The sequence below is a fragment of the Pseudomonas bharatica genome, assembly GCF_048586865.1.
Taxonomy (GTDB): Bacteria; Pseudomonadota; Gammaproteobacteria; order Pseudomonadales; family Pseudomonadaceae; genus Aquipseudomonas; species Aquipseudomonas bharatica.
Map to the genome: position 1 here is coordinate 191,578 of NZ_JBMAWR010000004.1, position 15,204 is coordinate 206,781.

Annotated in this window: 14 protein-coding genes; 8 read left to right on the forward strand and 6 right to left on the reverse strand. The window is 63.2% G+C overall.

Features of this window, described 5'->3' with window-relative positions; all coding sequences use genetic code 11:
- Window position 1: 1 nt before the first annotated feature.
- Window positions 2–964, reverse strand: coding sequence for a LysR family transcriptional regulator (locus ACKLLE_RS07545; protein WP_064304898.1), 963 nt, complete (start codon window positions 962–964; stop codon window positions 2–4).
- A gap of 111 nt (window positions 965–1,075) precedes the next feature.
- Here ACKLLE_RS07545 and ACKLLE_RS07550 point away from each other — a divergent pair, with 111 nt between their 5' ends.
- The gene (locus ACKLLE_RS07550) at window positions 1,076–1,825 is read left to right on the forward strand and encodes a sulfite exporter TauE/SafE family protein (RefSeq protein ID WP_009398334.1); all 750 of its coding nucleotides are present in this window, start codon (window positions 1,076–1,078) and stop codon (window positions 1,823–1,825) included.
- Between the two features lie 112 nt (window positions 1,826–1,937).
- Here the strand turns inward: ACKLLE_RS07550 and ACKLLE_RS07555 are convergent, their stop codons facing one another.
- Entirely contained in the window at window positions 1,938–3,284 is a 1,347-nt protein-coding gene (locus ACKLLE_RS07555) for a class II 3-deoxy-7-phosphoheptulonate synthase (RefSeq protein ID WP_064304896.1), read from the reverse strand.
- Window positions 3,285–3,420: 136 nt separating this feature from the next.
- Here ACKLLE_RS07555 and ACKLLE_RS07560 point away from each other — a divergent pair, with 136 nt between their 5' ends.
- Complete coding sequence (locus tag ACKLLE_RS07560) at window positions 3,421–4,173, forward strand: spermidine synthase (protein WP_009398336.1); 753 nt, start codon at window positions 3,421–3,423, stop codon at window positions 4,171–4,173.
- A 344-nt stretch (window positions 4,174–4,517) separates the two neighbouring features.
- Window positions 4,518–6,185, forward strand: a complete 1,668-nt coding sequence (locus tag ACKLLE_RS07565) for a DEAD/DEAH box helicase (RefSeq protein ID WP_064304895.1) — start codon at window positions 4,518–4,520, stop codon at window positions 6,183–6,185.
- Between the two features lie 125 nt (window positions 6,186–6,310).
- Here the strand turns inward: ACKLLE_RS07565 and ACKLLE_RS07570 are convergent, their stop codons facing one another.
- Complete coding sequence (locus ACKLLE_RS07570) at window positions 6,311–7,078, reverse strand: DODA-type extradiol aromatic ring-opening family dioxygenase (protein ID WP_420057489.1); 768 nt, start codon at window positions 7,076–7,078, stop codon at window positions 6,311–6,313.
- A gap of 103 nt (window positions 7,079–7,181) precedes the next feature.
- Here ACKLLE_RS07570 and ACKLLE_RS07575 point away from each other — a divergent pair, with 103 nt between their 5' ends.
- Window positions 7,182–7,835 carry a thiopurine S-methyltransferase gene (locus tag ACKLLE_RS07575; RefSeq protein ID WP_420057490.1) on the forward strand — a complete coding sequence of 218 codons (654 nt, stop codon included), beginning with the start codon at window positions 7,182–7,184 and terminating at the stop codon, window positions 7,833–7,835.
- A gap of 145 nt (window positions 7,836–7,980) precedes the next feature.
- On the opposite strand, the gene htpX is transcribed toward ACKLLE_RS07575, so the two are convergent.
- Together htpX and ACKLLE_RS07585 are read right to left on the reverse strand one after the other, a co-directional pair.
- Window positions 7,981–8,868, reverse strand: coding sequence for a protease HtpX (htpX, locus tag ACKLLE_RS07580; protein ID WP_009398340.1), 888 nt, complete (start codon window positions 8,866–8,868; stop codon window positions 7,981–7,983).
- 213 nt (window positions 8,869–9,081) lie between these two features.
- Complete coding sequence (locus tag ACKLLE_RS07585; RefSeq protein WP_009398342.1) at window positions 9,082–10,293, reverse strand: pyridoxal phosphate-dependent aminotransferase; 1,212 nt, start codon at window positions 10,291–10,293, stop codon at window positions 9,082–9,084.
- Between the two features lie 201 nt (window positions 10,294–10,494).
- Here ACKLLE_RS07585 and msrB point away from each other — a divergent pair, with 201 nt between their 5' ends.
- The gene (gene msrB, locus ACKLLE_RS07590) at window positions 10,495–10,887 is read left to right on the forward strand and encodes a peptide-methionine (R)-S-oxide reductase MsrB (protein WP_064304892.1); all 393 of its coding nucleotides are present in this window, start codon (window positions 10,495–10,497) and stop codon (window positions 10,885–10,887) included.
- Between the two features lie 28 nt (window positions 10,888–10,915).
- Window positions 10,916–11,395: a glutathione peroxidase gene (locus ACKLLE_RS07595; RefSeq protein ID WP_009398344.1), complete on the forward strand. Its 480-nt coding sequence runs from the start codon at window positions 10,916–10,918 to the stop codon at window positions 11,393–11,395.
- On the opposite strand, the gene ACKLLE_RS07600 is transcribed toward ACKLLE_RS07595, so the two are convergent.
- Complete coding sequence (locus tag ACKLLE_RS07600) at window positions 11,388–13,706, reverse strand: hybrid sensor histidine kinase/response regulator (protein ID WP_420057491.1); 2,319 nt, start codon at window positions 13,704–13,706, stop codon at window positions 11,388–11,390. The genes ACKLLE_RS07595 and ACKLLE_RS07600 overlap by 8 nt on opposite strands.
- A 123-nt stretch (window positions 13,707–13,829) precedes the next feature.
- Between ACKLLE_RS07600 and ACKLLE_RS07605 the strand changes: the two genes are divergently transcribed.
- On the forward strand, window positions 13,830–14,720 hold the full coding sequence (locus ACKLLE_RS07605) for an ATP-binding protein (RefSeq protein ID WP_009398346.1): 891 nt from the start codon (window positions 13,830–13,832) through the stop codon (window positions 14,718–14,720).
- On the forward strand, window positions 14,717–15,199 hold the full coding sequence (locus ACKLLE_RS07610) for a GAF domain-containing protein (protein ID WP_420057492.1): 483 nt from the start codon (window positions 14,717–14,719) through the stop codon (window positions 15,197–15,199). Before ACKLLE_RS07605 ends, ACKLLE_RS07610 begins: the two co-directional genes overlap by 4 nt.
- The last annotated feature ends 5 nt before the right edge of the window (window positions 15,200–15,204 follow it).

Here is a 15,204-nt window from a genome sequence, read left to right on the forward strand (position 1 = left end):
TTTAGCGCGACTGCCAGCTCAGTTCGCTCTGTAGCGCAAGATCCCAGGGCGGCACCGGGCTAAAACGGCTCTTGAGGAATTGGAGAAGCAAACGGCTGCGAGAGTTCGTTTCATGTTCAAGGCGCAGCGCGTAGACGCCGCTGGTTTCGGCGGCAGGCAGGCCGTTTTCGCAAAACAGCGGCAACAGTTCGCCACGCAGCAGGTATTCGCTGATCAGCCAGGTCGGCAGATGGGCGATGCCGAGGCCGGCCAGGGCGCCGAACAGAAGGGTCTCGGCATTGTTGGCGGTCATGCGCATGCGTGATGGGCGCAGCAGGCGCATCTGTCCGTCCACTTCGAAGCGCCAGGCGAAAGGCGGAGCAAGGCCGTCCCAGTCCAGGCCATCATGTTCGGGCAGCTCGGCGGGGCTGGCCGGCACACCGCGCTGGCGCAGGTAGGCCGGGCTGGCGCAGGCGATGCGCACCATGTAGGCCAGTGGCGTCGCCACCAGGCGGGTGTCGGCCAAGGGGCCGGCGCGCAATACCAGGTCTACCTCGCCGAGATGAGCACCCTGCATATCGACGAAGCTGTCGATCAGGCGCAATTGCACATCGAGCCCCGGATAGGCGACCAGGAAATCGGCGATGGCCGGCGCCAGGTGGCGGCGCCCGAAGGCCGCCGGCGCGTCGATACGGATCAGGCCTTCGGGGGCATTGCTCAGGGAGACGGCCTCGGCCCGGGCCAGGCGCAATTCCTCGACGATACGCCGGGCCCGCTCGGCAAAGGCATTGCCCGCCGGGGTCGGGCGCACTGCATGGGTGCTGCGTACGAACAGGCGGCTGCCCACGGCACTTTCCAGATTGTCGATACGCCGCGCTACCGCCGAAGGGGTCAGGGGATGACGTCGGGAGGCGGCGGAGAAACTGCCGGTTTCAAGAACGTCGAGGAACAGCTTGAACTGCTCGGTGAGGGCGTCGGGGTTCATGGTGATGGGGGGCTTATGCGAAAGTGGCAAAGCCATTGTGCGCTGCTGTGCGTTTCCCCGCTAGCCGCAGATCGGTAGCATGCTTGCCATCAAACAGTGGGTGAGGCCGGCATGATCGAGTGGTTGATGTACATCGTCCTGGGTGCGGTCCTGGGCACCGTGGGTGGTCTGTTCGGTATCGGTGGTGGCTTGATCGCCATCCCGGCGCTGGGGGTGCTGTTTGGCCTGGACCAGCAGTTGGCCCAGGGCACGGCGTTGGTGATGGTTGTGCCCAATGTGATGCTGGCGCTGTGGCGTTATCACCAGCGCAACCGCATCGAGGCGCGGCATGCGGTACCGCTGGCGGCGGCCGGTTTCGTGTTTGCCTGGCTGGGTTCCCTGTGGGCGGTAGGCGTGGATGCGCGGGCAATGCGTATTGGCTTCGTCGCGTTTCTTGTCGCCCTGGCGGCGTGGAATGTGCTGCGGATGTTCATGAAGACGGCGCAGCCTTCCAGCGAGTTGCGCCATCCCTGGCCGTGGCTGGGCGTGCTCGGCAGTTTCTCCGGGGTAATGGGCGGTTTGTTCGGCGTAGGCGGTGCGGTTGTGGCGACGCCTGTGCTGACCAGTGTGTTCGGCACTACCCAGGTCGTGGCCCAGGGCTTGTCGCTGGCCCTGGCCCTGCCGAGCACCGCGGTAACCCTGGCGACCTATGGTTTCCATCAGCATGTGGAATGGTCCATGGGTATTCCGTTGGCAGTGGGCGGCCTGCTCAGCATCAGCTGGGGCGTGAAGCTGGCCCATGCCATGCCGGAGAAGATGTTGCGCTCGCTGTTCTGCGGGTTCCTGGTGATCTGCGCGCTGATGCTTGGTTTCAAGATCTAAAGAGCTACGCGGACGTTGTGGGAGCGGGTTTACCCGCGATTGCAATGGTGGGTTCACTAACGTAATCGCGGGTGAACCCGCTCCCACAGGGGCCGTGTCGCTCCTCAGGTGATCAGCGGCGAACCTGTTTCAGTGTTTCTGCAATCAGGAACGCCAGCTCCAGCGACTGATCGGCATTCATCCGCGGGTCACAGTGCGTGTGATACCGGTCCGACAGCGCATCCTCGGTGATCGGCCGTGCCCCGCCGATGCACTCGGTGACATTCTGCCCGGTCATTTCGATATGGATCCCGCCCGCATGGGTCCCCTCGGCCTGGTGCACCTGGAAGAACTGCTTGACCTCGCTGAGAATCTGCGCGAAATCCCGGGTCTTGTAGCCGCTGCTGGCCTTGATGGTGTTGCCGTGCATCGGGTCCGAGCTCCACAGCACCTGGCGGCCTTCGCGCTCGACGCTGCGAATCAGCCCCGGCAGGTGATCACCGACCTTCTCCGCACCCATGCGCACGATCAGGTTGAGGCGCCCCGGGTCGTTGGCCGGGTTGAGGATATCGATCAGGCGGATCAGTTCCTCGGTGTTCATGCTCGGGCCGACCTTGACCCCGATCGGGTTGTTCACCCCCCGCAGGAACTCGACATGGGCGCCGTCAAGCTGGCGGGTGCGGTCGCCGATCCAGAGCATGTGTGCCGAACAGTCGAACCAGTCGCCGGTCAGGCTGTCCTGGCGCACGAAGGCCTGTTCGTAGTTGAGCAGCAGCGCCTCGTGGGCTGTGAAGAAACTGGTCTCGCGCAGTTGTGGTGCGCTGTCCAGGCCGCAGGCGCGCATGAAGGCCAGGGTCTCGTCGATGCGGTCGGCCAACTGGCTGTATTTTTCGGCGAGTGCCGAGTTGGCGATGAAGTCCAGGTTCCACTTGTGCACTTGGTGCAGGTCGGCGAAACCGCCCTGGGCGAACGCGCGCAGCAGGTTCAGGGTGGCAGTCGCCTGGTGATAGGACTGCAACAGGCGCTCCGGGTCGGGCACGCGGCTTTTCTCGTCGAAACCGATGCCGTTGACGATGTCGCCGCGGTAGGCGGGCAGGGTGACGCCATTGATGGTTTCATCGCCGGCAGAGCGCGGCTTGGCGAACTGCCCGGCCATGCGCCCGACCTTCACCACCGGGCAGCCGGCGGCGAAGGTCATGACGATCGCCATCTGCAGCAGGACCTTGAAGGTGTCGCGGATCTTCGCCGCCGAGAACTCGGCGAAGCTTTCCGCGCAATCACCGCCCTGGAGCAGGAAGGCGCGGCCCTGGGTCACCTCGGCGAACTGGCGACGCAGTTCGCGGGCTTCGCCGGCGAAGACCAGCGGCGGATAGCTGGCCAGGGTCTGCTCGACCTTCAGCAGGTGGGCGGCATCGGGGTAGACGGGTTGCTGCTGGATCGGCAGGGCGCGCCAGCTTTCGGGACTCCAGGGTTGGCTCATCACAGGCTCTGTTGGTTATTGGCTGAGGCGAAGACGCATGCCCGCCATGCTATCACCCGGCACACGCCTTGTTGCACTGCACGCATTGACGGACAATGCCGGCTTTTCGAGGCACCCAGGGTTGCCGGGAGACAGCATGACAGAGCGCGAAGAGCGTCTGCTGGCGCAGGTGCACGATCAGTTTGGCACCATCAGCGTGTACGAGGTCGAGGACTACCGTTTTCTCGAGTTCGGCGAGGCCATCGAGCAGAGCTGCGTATTCACCGCCGATCCCAGCTGGCTGGAGTATGACTACACCCGCGCCATGCTGGTCGGGGCGCTATGCCATGAGCTGCCTGAAAGTGCGCTGTTCCTGGGCCTTGGCGCCGGGACCCTGACCCAGGCTTGCCTGAAGTTCCTGCCACTGGATGACGTCGAAGCCATCGAACTGCGCCCGGACGTACCGCGCCTGGCTATCGAATACCTCGGGCTGGACGATGATCCGCGCCTGTATATCCGGGTCGGTGATGCACTCGAGCTGCTGCCCAGTGCCGAGCCGGCCGACCTGATCTTCGTCGACCTGTATACCGATCACGGTCCGGGCGTAGGCCATCTCGCCTGGGGCTTCCTCGAAGCGTGCCAGAAACGCCTGAATCCCGGCGGCTGGCTGGTGATCAACCAGTGGGCCGGCGATGATGGCCGGCCATTGGGCGCGGCGTTGCTGCGCGGACTGTATTCGCGGCATTACTGGGAACTGCCGGTGAAGGAGGGCAACGTGATCCTGCTGGTGCCGGCCGACCTCGACCAGACCCTCGACACCACCGGGCTGCGCGCGCGTGCCGAGGCCCTGGCGCCGCGCCTGGGGTACTCGTTGCACTACCTGATCGAGGCGATCAGGCCGGCGACCTGAGTAAAACGTTTCAGCGGAAAATCCAGGCAAGGCAGGCCGAAGTACCTCAAGCGCGTCGTTTCAAGGTTCGCGCCTGTCGTTTTCCGAAAAAAACCTCTCACCGAACGAACGAATTCAGGTATAGTGCGCGCCGGTCTTTCAACGGACCTCGTTCAAGGCAGTGCTCTGCGAAGTCAACTTCGCTGCATGTCCGCGTCGCGGACGCTTCCTGGACGTTCTTTTCTTTATCTTCAATCGTTTTCGCAAATCCCCGCCGACAAAGCTGCCAGGGTGACCCTCGGGTCTTACAAGGCATGCGCAGCTTTGGAGCATGGGTCTTTGCGGATGCACTTAGAGGCAGACCCATGACCCAGGAAACCGGCGGCTTCGCCGCTCTCGATCTTAATCCGAATATTGTTGCTGCCGTTCTGGCTACCGGCTACGAAGAGCCGTCCGCCATTCAGCAACAATCGATCCCGATCATTCTCGCCGGTCATGACATGATCGGTCAGGCGCAGACCGGTACCGGTAAAACCGCCGCCTTTGCCCTGCCCATCCTGAACCGCATCGACCCGAGCAAGCGCGAGCCGCAAGCCCTGATCCTGGCGCCAACCCGTGAGTTGGCGCTGCAAGTCGCTACCGCATTCGAAACCTACGCCAAGCAGATGCCGGGCGTGACCGTGGTAGCCGTATACGGTGGTGCCCCGATGGGCCCACAACTGAAAGCCATCCGCAACGGCGCGCAGATCGTCGTGGCGACTCCTGGCCGTCTGTGCGACCACCTGCGTCGTGACGAGAAGGTCCTGGCCACCGTGAACCACCTGGTTCTCGACGAAGCCGATGAAATGCTCAAGCTGGGCTTCATGGACGACCTCGAAGTGATCTTCAAGGCCATGCCGGAAAGCCGCCAGACCGTTCTGTTCTCGGCTACCCTGCCAGCCTCGATCCGTGCCATCGCCGAGCGCCACCTGCGCGAGCCGAAGCACGTCAAGATCCAGAGCAAGACCCAGACCGTGACCGCCATCGAGCAGGCACACCTGATGGTCCACGCCGACCAGAAGGTTTCCGCTGTCCTGCGTCTGCTGGAAGTGGAAGAGTTCGACGCGCTGATCGCCTTCGTGCGTACCAAGCAGGCCACCCTGGACCTGGCCAGCGCCCTGGAAGCCAAGGGCTACAAGGCTGCCGCGCTGAACGGCGACATTGCCCAGAACCAGCGTGAGCGCGTGATCGACTCGCTCAAGGACGGTCGCCTGGACATCGTCGTCGCTACCGACGTCGCTGCCCGTGGCCTGGACGTACCGCGCATCACCCACGTCTTCAACGTCGACATGCCGTACGACCCCGAGTCCTACGTGCACCGTATCGGCCGTACCGGCCGTGCCGGTCGTGAAGGCCGCGCGCTGCTGCTGGTTACCCCGCGCGAGCGCCGCATGCTGCAGGTGATCGAGCGTGTGACCGGTCAGAAGGTTGCCGAGGTTCGCCTGCCGAACGCTCAGGCTGTCCTTGATGCGCGCATCAAGAAACTGACCAACAGCCTGGCGCCGCTGGTTGCCGATGCCGAAGCGACCCATGGCGACCTGCTGGACCGCCTGACCGCCGATATCGGTTGCAGCCCGCGTGCCCTGGCCGCTGCGCTGCTGCGCAAGGCCACCAACGGTCAGGCCCTGACCCTGGAAGCCGTCGAGAAGGAACAACCGCTGGTTCCGAGCTACACCCCGCGTGAGCGTACCGGTGGCGAGCGTTCCGAGCGTAGCGGTGAGCGCGAGCGTCGTGCGCCGATGCCGCTGGGCGAAGGCCGTGCCCGTTGCCGTACCGCGCTGGGCGCGCGTGACGGTATCGCCGCGAAGAACCTGCTGGGTGCCATCCTCAACGAAGGCGGCCTGGCCCGCGAAGCCATCGGCCGCATCCAGGTGCGCGACAGCTTCAGCCTGGTCGAGCTGCCGGAAGAAGGCCTGGATCGCCTGCTGGCCAAGCTCAAGGACACCCGCGTTGCCGGCAAGCAGCTGAAACTGCGCCGTTATCGCGAGGATTGATCCTCGGCTGAATGAAAAAATCCCCGACTGGTTCGGGGATTTTTTTGCCTGTCAGCAGCGGTGCACATGGATCCCTGTGGGAGCTGGCTTGCCAGCGATGAGGCCATCAGAAACACAGAAAAGCTTCAGTCGAACCTGTAGATATCCATCCCCAGCGCCCCAAGGGTAAACCCCTGGTGCTCGATCCCGAACCGCTCCCCGGCCCCCCGGGCGAAGTACAGCGGCAACAGATGCTCATCGCTCGGATGATTGCGTGCCGCAAACGGCGCCTGCCTGCGGTAATCCAGCAACGCATCGCCATCATCGGCCGCGAGTTTCTCCACCATCCAGTCACGAAACGCCAGTGCCCAGGGTGTCGAACCATTATCGGTTGCGCGCCAGTCCAGTTCGCCCAGGTTGTGGGTGATGCTGCCGGAGCCGATCAGCAGGATACCTTCAGCCCGCAGCGAGGCGAGGGCGCGCCCGACCTCTTCCTGGAAGGCCGGACCGCGCAGGCTCGGCAATGACACCTGCACGACCGGGATATCGGCCTGCGGATACATCAGGGACAGCGGCACCCAGGCGCCATGATCGAAAGGTCGTTTGCCATCGAGCCCGGCCGGCATGCCTGCGTCCTTCAGCAGGCCGGTGACCCGCTCGGCCAGCAGCGGCTCGCCGGGCGCCGGGTATTGCACAGCGAACAGTGCGGGCGGGAAGCCACCGAAGTCATGCCAGGTGGCTGGCCGCGCAGCGCTGGCAACCCACAGGTCGTGGCTTTCCCAGTGCGCCGAGACCACGATGATGGCTTTCGGCCGTGGCAGGCTGGCCGCCAGGCGCGCCAAGGCCGGGCCGCTTTCGCCGGGTTCCAGGGCGAGCATGGGGGATCCATGGGAAATGAACAGGCTTGGGAGCATCGCAAACGTCCTGAAGGGTATGATGGCTACCATCTTCAGCTAGATCATTGATCTAATTCCAATATAAGTTTTCGCATTATTTGATCGAAATCCTGGAGTCATCATGCAAGCGGATTTTTGGCACAAGCGCTGGGAGCGCAATCAGATCGGATTCCATCAGGACCAGGTCAACCCCTACCTGGCGCAATATTGGCCAACGCTGGCGATCGACGCGGGCAGCCGGGTGCTGGTGCCCCTGTGCGGCAAGAGCCTGGACCTGGCCTGGCTGGCGGGGCAGGGGCTGCGGGTGCTGGGGGTGGAGTTGTCGCAGCGCGCGGTGGAGGACTTCTTTATCGAACAGCAGTTGCAACCTGAGCGGTACCAGCACGGGGCCTTCAGTTGCTATCGCAGTGAAGGCGTGGAGATCTGGTGCGGGGATTTCTTCGAACTGACGGCCGAGGATGTGGCTGGTTGCGTGGGGCTGTATGACCGTGCGGCGCTGATTGCCTTGCCGCCGGAGATGCGCCAGCGCTATGTGGCGCACTTGGGTGCGATCCTGCCCAAGGGCTGTCGGGGTGTGCTGGTGACGATGGAATATGACCAGTCGAAGCTGGACGGACCGCCGTTCTCGGTGGCCGATGATGAGGTGCAGGCACTGTTTGCCGGACGCTGGCAGGTCAGCCAGGAGGCGGTGCAGGACATCCTTGGTGAGAGCTGGAAGTTCGTGCAGGCGGGCGTCGGTAGCCTGCTGGAGCGGGCCTACACCTTGAGGAGCTGAGTAAGCGGACCCTGTGGGAGCGGGTTCACCCGCGATTGCAATAGTGAATTCGCCACCGCAATCGCTGGCAAGCCAGCTCCCACAGGGGGGCGCGATGTTCCACAAAAAAGCCCGCCTAAGCGGGCTTTCCTGTTACTGGCGTCGATCAACCGCGGCGACGCAGTGCTTCGATGCGGTCTTCCAGCGGTGGGTGGCTCATCAGCAGGCCTGCCAGGCCCTGCTTCAGGCCGCCGTTGATGCCGAACGCATTCAGGGTGCTCGGCATCTGTACCGGTACGCCTTGCTCCGAGCGCAGGCGCTGCAGGGCGCTGATCATCGCTCCGGTACCGGCCAGGCGGGCGCCGGCGTCGTCGGCGCGGTATTCGCGTTTGCGCGAGAACCACATGACGATGATGCTGGCGAGGATGCCCAGGACCAGCTCGGCGATGATGGTCGCGATGTAGTAGGCGATACCCTGGCCCTCTTCGTTCTTGAAGATCACCTTGTCGACGAAGTTGCCGAAGATCCGCGCGAAGAACATCACGAAGGTGTTCACCACGCCCTGGATCAGCGCCAGGGTAACCATGTCGCCGTTGGCGACGTGGCCGATCTCGTGGGCCAGTACGGCACGCACCTCATCGGGAGAGAAACGCTCCAGCAGGCCCTGGCTGACCGCGACCAGGGCATCGTTGCGGTTCCAGCCGGTGGCGAAGGCGTTGGCCTCGTAGGCCGGGAAGATACCCACTTCCGGCATCTTGATGCCGGCATTGCGGGACAGCTCCTCGACGGTTTGCAGCAGCCATTGCTCGTGGCGGGTACGCGGCTGGCTGATGATCTGCGTACCGGTGCTCATCTTCGCCATCCACTTGGAGATGAACAGCGAGATCAGCGAGCCGGCAAAGCCGAACACGGCACAGAACACCAGCAACGAGTCGAGCTTCAGGTCGACGCCGTTGGCCGCCATGATCCCGTTGAAGCCGAACAGGCTCAGGGTGATGCTGGCAACCAGCACGACCGCGAGGTTGGTGGCTACGAACAGCAAAATGCGCATCATGGTTGTTACGTTCTCCAGACGGATAGATATGTAGCGTATGCGGCTATATAAGGTGCGCTTGGTGGCGATTCAACTGGGGGACTATTTCAAACTGTGTACGTGTCTGACAGCCAGGTACACCGACCCAACCCGCGGCTCAGAGCCGCGGGGCGAAAATTCTGACGTGAGGAGGGTCGATACCTGCGTCTTTTCCCACACAGGTATGACTGTAGGTTACTGCCGGTAGGACTTCAGGAAATTTCCGATACGCCCGATGGCCTGCTCGAGATCATCGACCCGTGGCAGGGTCACCACGCGGAAGTGATCCGGGCTCGGCCAGTTGAAGGCGGTACCCTGGACGACCAGCAGTTTTTCCGAGAGCAGCAGGTCGAGCACGAATTTCTCGTCGTTGAAGATCGGGCAGACCTTCGGATCGATCCGCGGGAAGGCGTAGAGCGCACCCATGGGCTTGACGCAGCTGACGCCGGGAATGTCGTTGAGCAATTCCCAGGTGCGGTTGCGCTGCTCCAGCAGGCGGCCCGGCGGCAGGACCAGGTCGTTGATGCTTTGGTAGCCGCCAAGCGCGGTCTGGATCGCATGCTGGGAGGGCACGTTGGCGCACAGGCGCATGTTGGCGAGGATGTCCAGGCCTTCGATATAGCTCTGGGCGTGTTGCTTGGGCCCGGAAATGATCAACCAGCCCGAGCGGAAGCCGGCGACCCGGTAGGACTTGGACAGGCCGTTGAACGTCAGGCACAGCAGGTCCGGAGCGAGGGACGCAGTGCTCACATGGACCGCTTCGTCGTAGAGGATCTTGTCGTAGATCTCGTCGGAGAACACCACCAGGTTGTGCTGGCGGGCCAGTTCGAGCATGCCCAGCAGGACTTCGCGCGAATACACGGCGCCGGTCGGGTTGTTCGGGTTGATGATCACCAGGGCCTTGGTGTTCGGGGTGATCTTCGCCTTGATGTCTTCCAGGTCAGGGAACCAGTCGGCGCCCTCGTCGCACAGGTAATGCACCGGGCGACCGCCGGCCAGGCTCACCGCGGCAGTCCACAGCGGGTAGTCCGGGGCCGGGATCAGCACTTCGTCACCGTTGTTGAGCAGGGCCTGCATCGACATCACGATCAGTTCGGACACGCCGTTGCCGAGGTAGATGTCCTCGATGCCGACGCCTTCGATCTGTTTCTGCTGGCAGTACTGCATCACGGCCTTGCGCGCGCTGAACAGGCCCTTGGAGTCGCTGTAGCCCTGGGCGGTCGGCAGGTTGCGGATCACGTCCTGGAGAATTTCTTCCGGCGCTTCGAAACCAAAGGGTGCCGGGTTGCCGATGTTCAGCTTGAGGATGCGATGGCCTTCCTCCTCCAGGCGCTTGGCGTGCTTGAGCACCGGGCCGCGAATGTCATAGCAGACATTGGCGAGCTTGTTCGATTTGCTGACCTGCATGATGTGATCCCGATAAGAAAAGATCGCCGCCTGGCCCTTGTACGAAAACAGCGTTCGTACAAACCCTGCCGCGCCATGAAAAGGTTTGAAATGCGGGTAATCCGGGTGCCAGACTGTTGCCTGAATTGAGGCGCAATGATACGTCTCGCCCGTGCCGGCGAAAAGAAGCAGCACGGGCTTTTTATTTGACGAGGCCTGCCCATGGAAAAGATCGAGAAAACCCTTGAAGAATGGCGCGCGATGCTCGACCCCGCGCAGTACCAGGTGTGCCGCCTGAAGGGCACCGAACGCCCGTTCAGCGGAAAGTACAACTCGACGAAGACCGATGGCATCTACCATTGCATCTGCTGCAACGCGCCGCTGTTCGACTCGCGCGCCAAGTTCGACTCCGGCTGCGGCTGGCCGAGCTTCTACGAGCCGATCCAGGACAGCGCGATGATCGAGATCCGCGACACCTCCCACGGCATGATCCGTACCGAAGTCACCTGTTCGCGCTGCGACGCGCACCTGGGGCATGTATTCCCGGACGGCCCGCCGCCGACCGGACTGCGTTACTGCATCAATTCCGTGTGCCTGGAACTGGAACCGCGCTGAACGGCGCCTTGCATGAAAGGAGCGTCATATGGCTTTGCTGGACATCCCCTGCACCACCATCAAGGGCGAACAGAAGACCCTGGCGGACTTTCCGGCCAAGGCCGTGCTGATCGTCAATACCGCCAGCCAGTGCGGTTTCACCCCGCAGTACAAGGGGCTGGAAAAGCTCTGGCAAGACTACCGCGAGCGCGGCCTGGTGGTGCTCGGGTTCCCCTGCAACCAGTTCGGCAAGCAGGAGCCGGGGGATGAGCGGGCGATCTCACAGTTCTGCGAGCTGAACTTCGGCGTCAGCTTCCCGCTGTTTCGCAAGGTCGATGTCAACGGCCCGGGCGCCCACCCGCTGTTCGTCGAATTGAAGAAGCGCGCGCCCGGCCTGCTGGGCTCCCAGGGCATCAAGTGGAACTTCACCAAGTTCCTCCTCGACCCGAAGACCGGCACCGTCAGCCGTTATGCCCCTACTACCAAGCCCGAAGCCTTGAACGCCAGCATCGAGGCGCTGCTCAAGTGATCTGTGGCGGGGCCCAGTGGTCGATCATGGCCTCCAGCTCCTCGCGCCGGAACGGCTTGGCCAGATAATCGTTCATGCCCGCAGCGCGGCACCGCTCGCGCTCCTCGGGCATGGCGTTGGCCGTCAGGGCGACGATCGGCAGGTTCGGCCAGCGCCCGCTCTGGCGAATACGGCGGCTGGCCTCGTAACCGTCCATTACTGGCATGTTGCAGTCCATCAGGACCAGGTCGAACTGTTCTTTCTCCAGTTGCTCCAGGGCTTCGGCACCGTGGGCGGCGACGCTCGTTTCGCAGCCCAGCTTGGCCAGCATGCCCTTGGCTACCAGTTGGTTGACCGGGTTGTCCTCCACCAGCAGGATCCGCCCCCGCGACACATTTTTCGGTTGGTCGGGCTGCTTGACCTGGATGCCTTCGTCTACCCGCGTCAGTACCCGGCGCAAGGCCTGGTACAGCGCGCTGCGAGCCAGCGGTCTGGCCTGTTGTTGCAGCGGAGCCAGGCTCGCGGCCTGCTCGCCGGGAAGAAAGTTGCCATAGGCGGTAACCAGCAGGATCGGGGCCTTGCTCGCCGGGCGCAGGGTCAGAACGCAGTCCAGATCATCGGTAATCAGCAGGTCGGGGGTTTCGCCGCCGAGCTCGTCCAGCGAATCCAGGCGCCGATAGTGCAGGCCCCAGTGAGGCAGCAAGGTTTGCAGCAGCTCGGCCAGGCCGCTTTTGGCGTTGCTGATGGCGACCACCTGGCCGTGCAGCGGCTCCGGCACGACCGCCGCGGTATGGCCGGGCAATGGCAGCTCGGCACTGAACTGGCTGCCGAAGCCTGATTCGGAACTGATGCTCAAGCGGCCTTGCATGGCTTCGCAGAGGTTGTTGGTCAGGGTCAGGCCGAGGCCGGTGCCACCGTATTGCCGGGTGATACCGGCGCCGGCCTGGGTGAAAGGCTGGAAAATACGGCTCTGGGCTTCCGGGGCGATGCCGATGCCGGTATCGCAGACATCGATGCGCACACCGCCGCTTTGCGTGCTCAGGCGCACGTCGACCCGACCGAAGCGGGTGAACTTGAGGGCATTGGAAAGCAGGTTGCTGACGATCTGCCTGACCCGGGTCGGGTCGCCCAGCACCATCGAGGGGAATCCAGGGTCGATCAGGCAGGTCAGCTCGACGTTCGGCGCGGTGTTCTGCGACAGCAGGTTGGCGGTGTCTTCCACCAGCGTGCCAAGGTCGAAGGGAATCCGCTCCAGTTCCAGCTGGCCAGCATCGAACTTGGACAGGTCGAGGATATCGTTGAGCAACTCCACCAGCACCTTGCCCGAGTCGTGGGCAATCGACAGTTGCTGGCGCTGCTCGGTGGTCAGCGGGCTGTCCAGCGACAGCGCGATCATGCCCAGCAGGCCGTTGAGCGGCGTGCGGATCTCGTGGCTCATGTTGGCCAGGAACGCGGCGCGGGCCTGGGCCATGTCGAGGGCGCGGCGGCGGGCGTCTTCCAGTTCCAGGTTGGACTGGCTCAGGCGGTTGTTGCTGGCCTTGAGTTCGTTGGTGCGCGCCGAAACGATGTTCTCCAGCTGGTTGAGGTAATCGGTCAGGCGGTTTTCCGCGTTGCGCCGCTGCTGGATCTCGGTGGCCATGGTGACGAACTGCTGGTTGGCAACCTTGACCAGCACGCCGATTTCGTCGTCTTCGTGGCCCACGGGAAAGGGCAGCTTGCCTTGCGCGCCGTTGCGCGGGTCACTGTTGCTCAGGGCGCTGATCACCCGCACCAGCGGCTTGGTCAGCATCATGTAGAACAGCGCCAGGAGAATCCCGGTCAATACCAGGCTGCGCACGAAGCCGTTGAGCAGGGTGACTTCCGCCCGTTTGAGAAAGCGGCTGCCGAAGGCGAAGGTATCGACATCGATATAAAGGGTGCCCAGGTACTCGTCGGGCATATGGCTGAGATACAGGCGGTTGCGAAATTCGCGGTTGTTGCCGAACAGGAAGTCGCTGATGGCCCGGTAGGTGCTTTCCTCGCGGGGGCGCTGCATATCGGCGAGCACGGTATTGTTGTTGTCGACCAGCCGGGCACGGACGATGGCCGGGGATTGCAGCAGGCCGAGGGTCAGCTCCTGGGCCAGTTCGGCATCGATGTTGTAGGCGATGCGCGAGGCGGTGTTGTGGCTGATATCCAGCAGCGCTTGCATCTCGCGGTTGATGGAAGCGTCTTCGCTGGCATAATCGATGCCTATCTGGATGAGACTGAGCAAGGTTCCCAGGATGAAGCCGACGAGGACGGTCAGCCGGGCTTGCTTGTACGACAGGCGATTGGTGAACTTGATATCCATGGTCCCGAGCCAGTTCCACATTCCATGCGCTGCGCAAGCATAGCCGATCAACCCCGGCTGCTGGCATGTACTGTCACACATTCAGCTCGCTCGTTAATGCCTGAATCTGACCGAGGAATTCCCGTGGACTCCCGATTGAATGCGTTTCTCGAACGTGCCGAAACCGTATTGGCGCGTCTCGAACCCTTGTTGCCGATGCCGCGCCCGGACATCGACTGGAACCTGTGCCTGGCGGCGCGCTGGCAGCGCGATGGACGCAGCGGTTTTCTCCTGCCGCTGGAAGTGAGCCTGGACATCCGCCTGTCCGACCTGATCGGTGTCGATCAGCAACGTGAACAGCTTGGACGCAACACCCGGCAGTTCCTCGATGGTATGCCGGCCAACCACGCGCTGCTGTGGGGTTCGCGCGGTACCGGCAAGTCGTCGCTGGTGCGTGCCTTGCTGGCAGAACATGCTGGCGCCGGTCTGCGCCTGATCGAGATCGAGCGCGATCATCTCGCCGACCTGCCGCGGGTGGTCGAACAGTTGCAAAGGCTGCCGCAGCGCTTCGTGCTGTTCTGCGACGACCTGTCGTTCGAAGCCGGGGAGGGCGATTACCGGGTGCTCAAGAGCGTACTTGACGGCTCCCTGGAACAGGCGCCGGACAACGTGCTGTTGTATGCCACGTCCAATCGCCGCCACCTGGTGCCGGAGAAGCAGAGCGACAACGAGAACTGGAAGATGATCGACGGCGAGCTGCATCCCAGCGAGGCGGTGGAAGACAAGATCGCCTTGTCCGATCGTTTCGGCCTGTGGCTGTCGTTCTATCCGTTCAGCCAGGAGCATTTCCTGAATGTCGTCGAGCACTGGATAGGCCAGCTGGCCAAGGGCCCCGGCCTGGTCTGGCAGCGCGACGAAGAACTGGACAAGGCCGCGATCCGCTGGGCAACCGGCCGCGGCAACCGTAATGGCCGTTGTGCCTATCAGTTCGCCCGCTATTGGGTCGGACTCAAACTGCTGGAGCAACACAAATGATCGATTTGAATGCGGCAGGCGCCGGACTGGGTGGTTACGCCCTGCTGGCGGCGCAGCTGGAAGCCTTGCTTTCCGGCGAGCGCGACTTCATTGCCAATGCCGCGCAGTTTTCCGCGTTCCTGTACAACCAGGTCGATGACCTGAACTGGGCAGGGTTTTACCTGAACCGGGATGGTGAACTGGTGCTCGGCCCGTTCCAGGGCCAGGTGGCCTGCGTGCGCATTGCCTTCGGGCGTGGCGTGTGCGGCGCTGCCGCTGCAAGCCTGGAGACCCAGCGGGTCGAGGACGTGCACGCCTTTCCCGGGCATATCGCCTGCGACAGTGCGTCCAACAGCGAACTGGTGATTCCGCTGGTCAAGGACGGTCGGCTGATTGGTGTGCTGGACCTGGACAGTCCGAAGCTGGCTCGATTTGGCGCGGAGGATCAGGCGGGGCTGGAGCGGTTGGTGGAGATTTTCCTGCAGGCGACGGATTGCTGATTCTC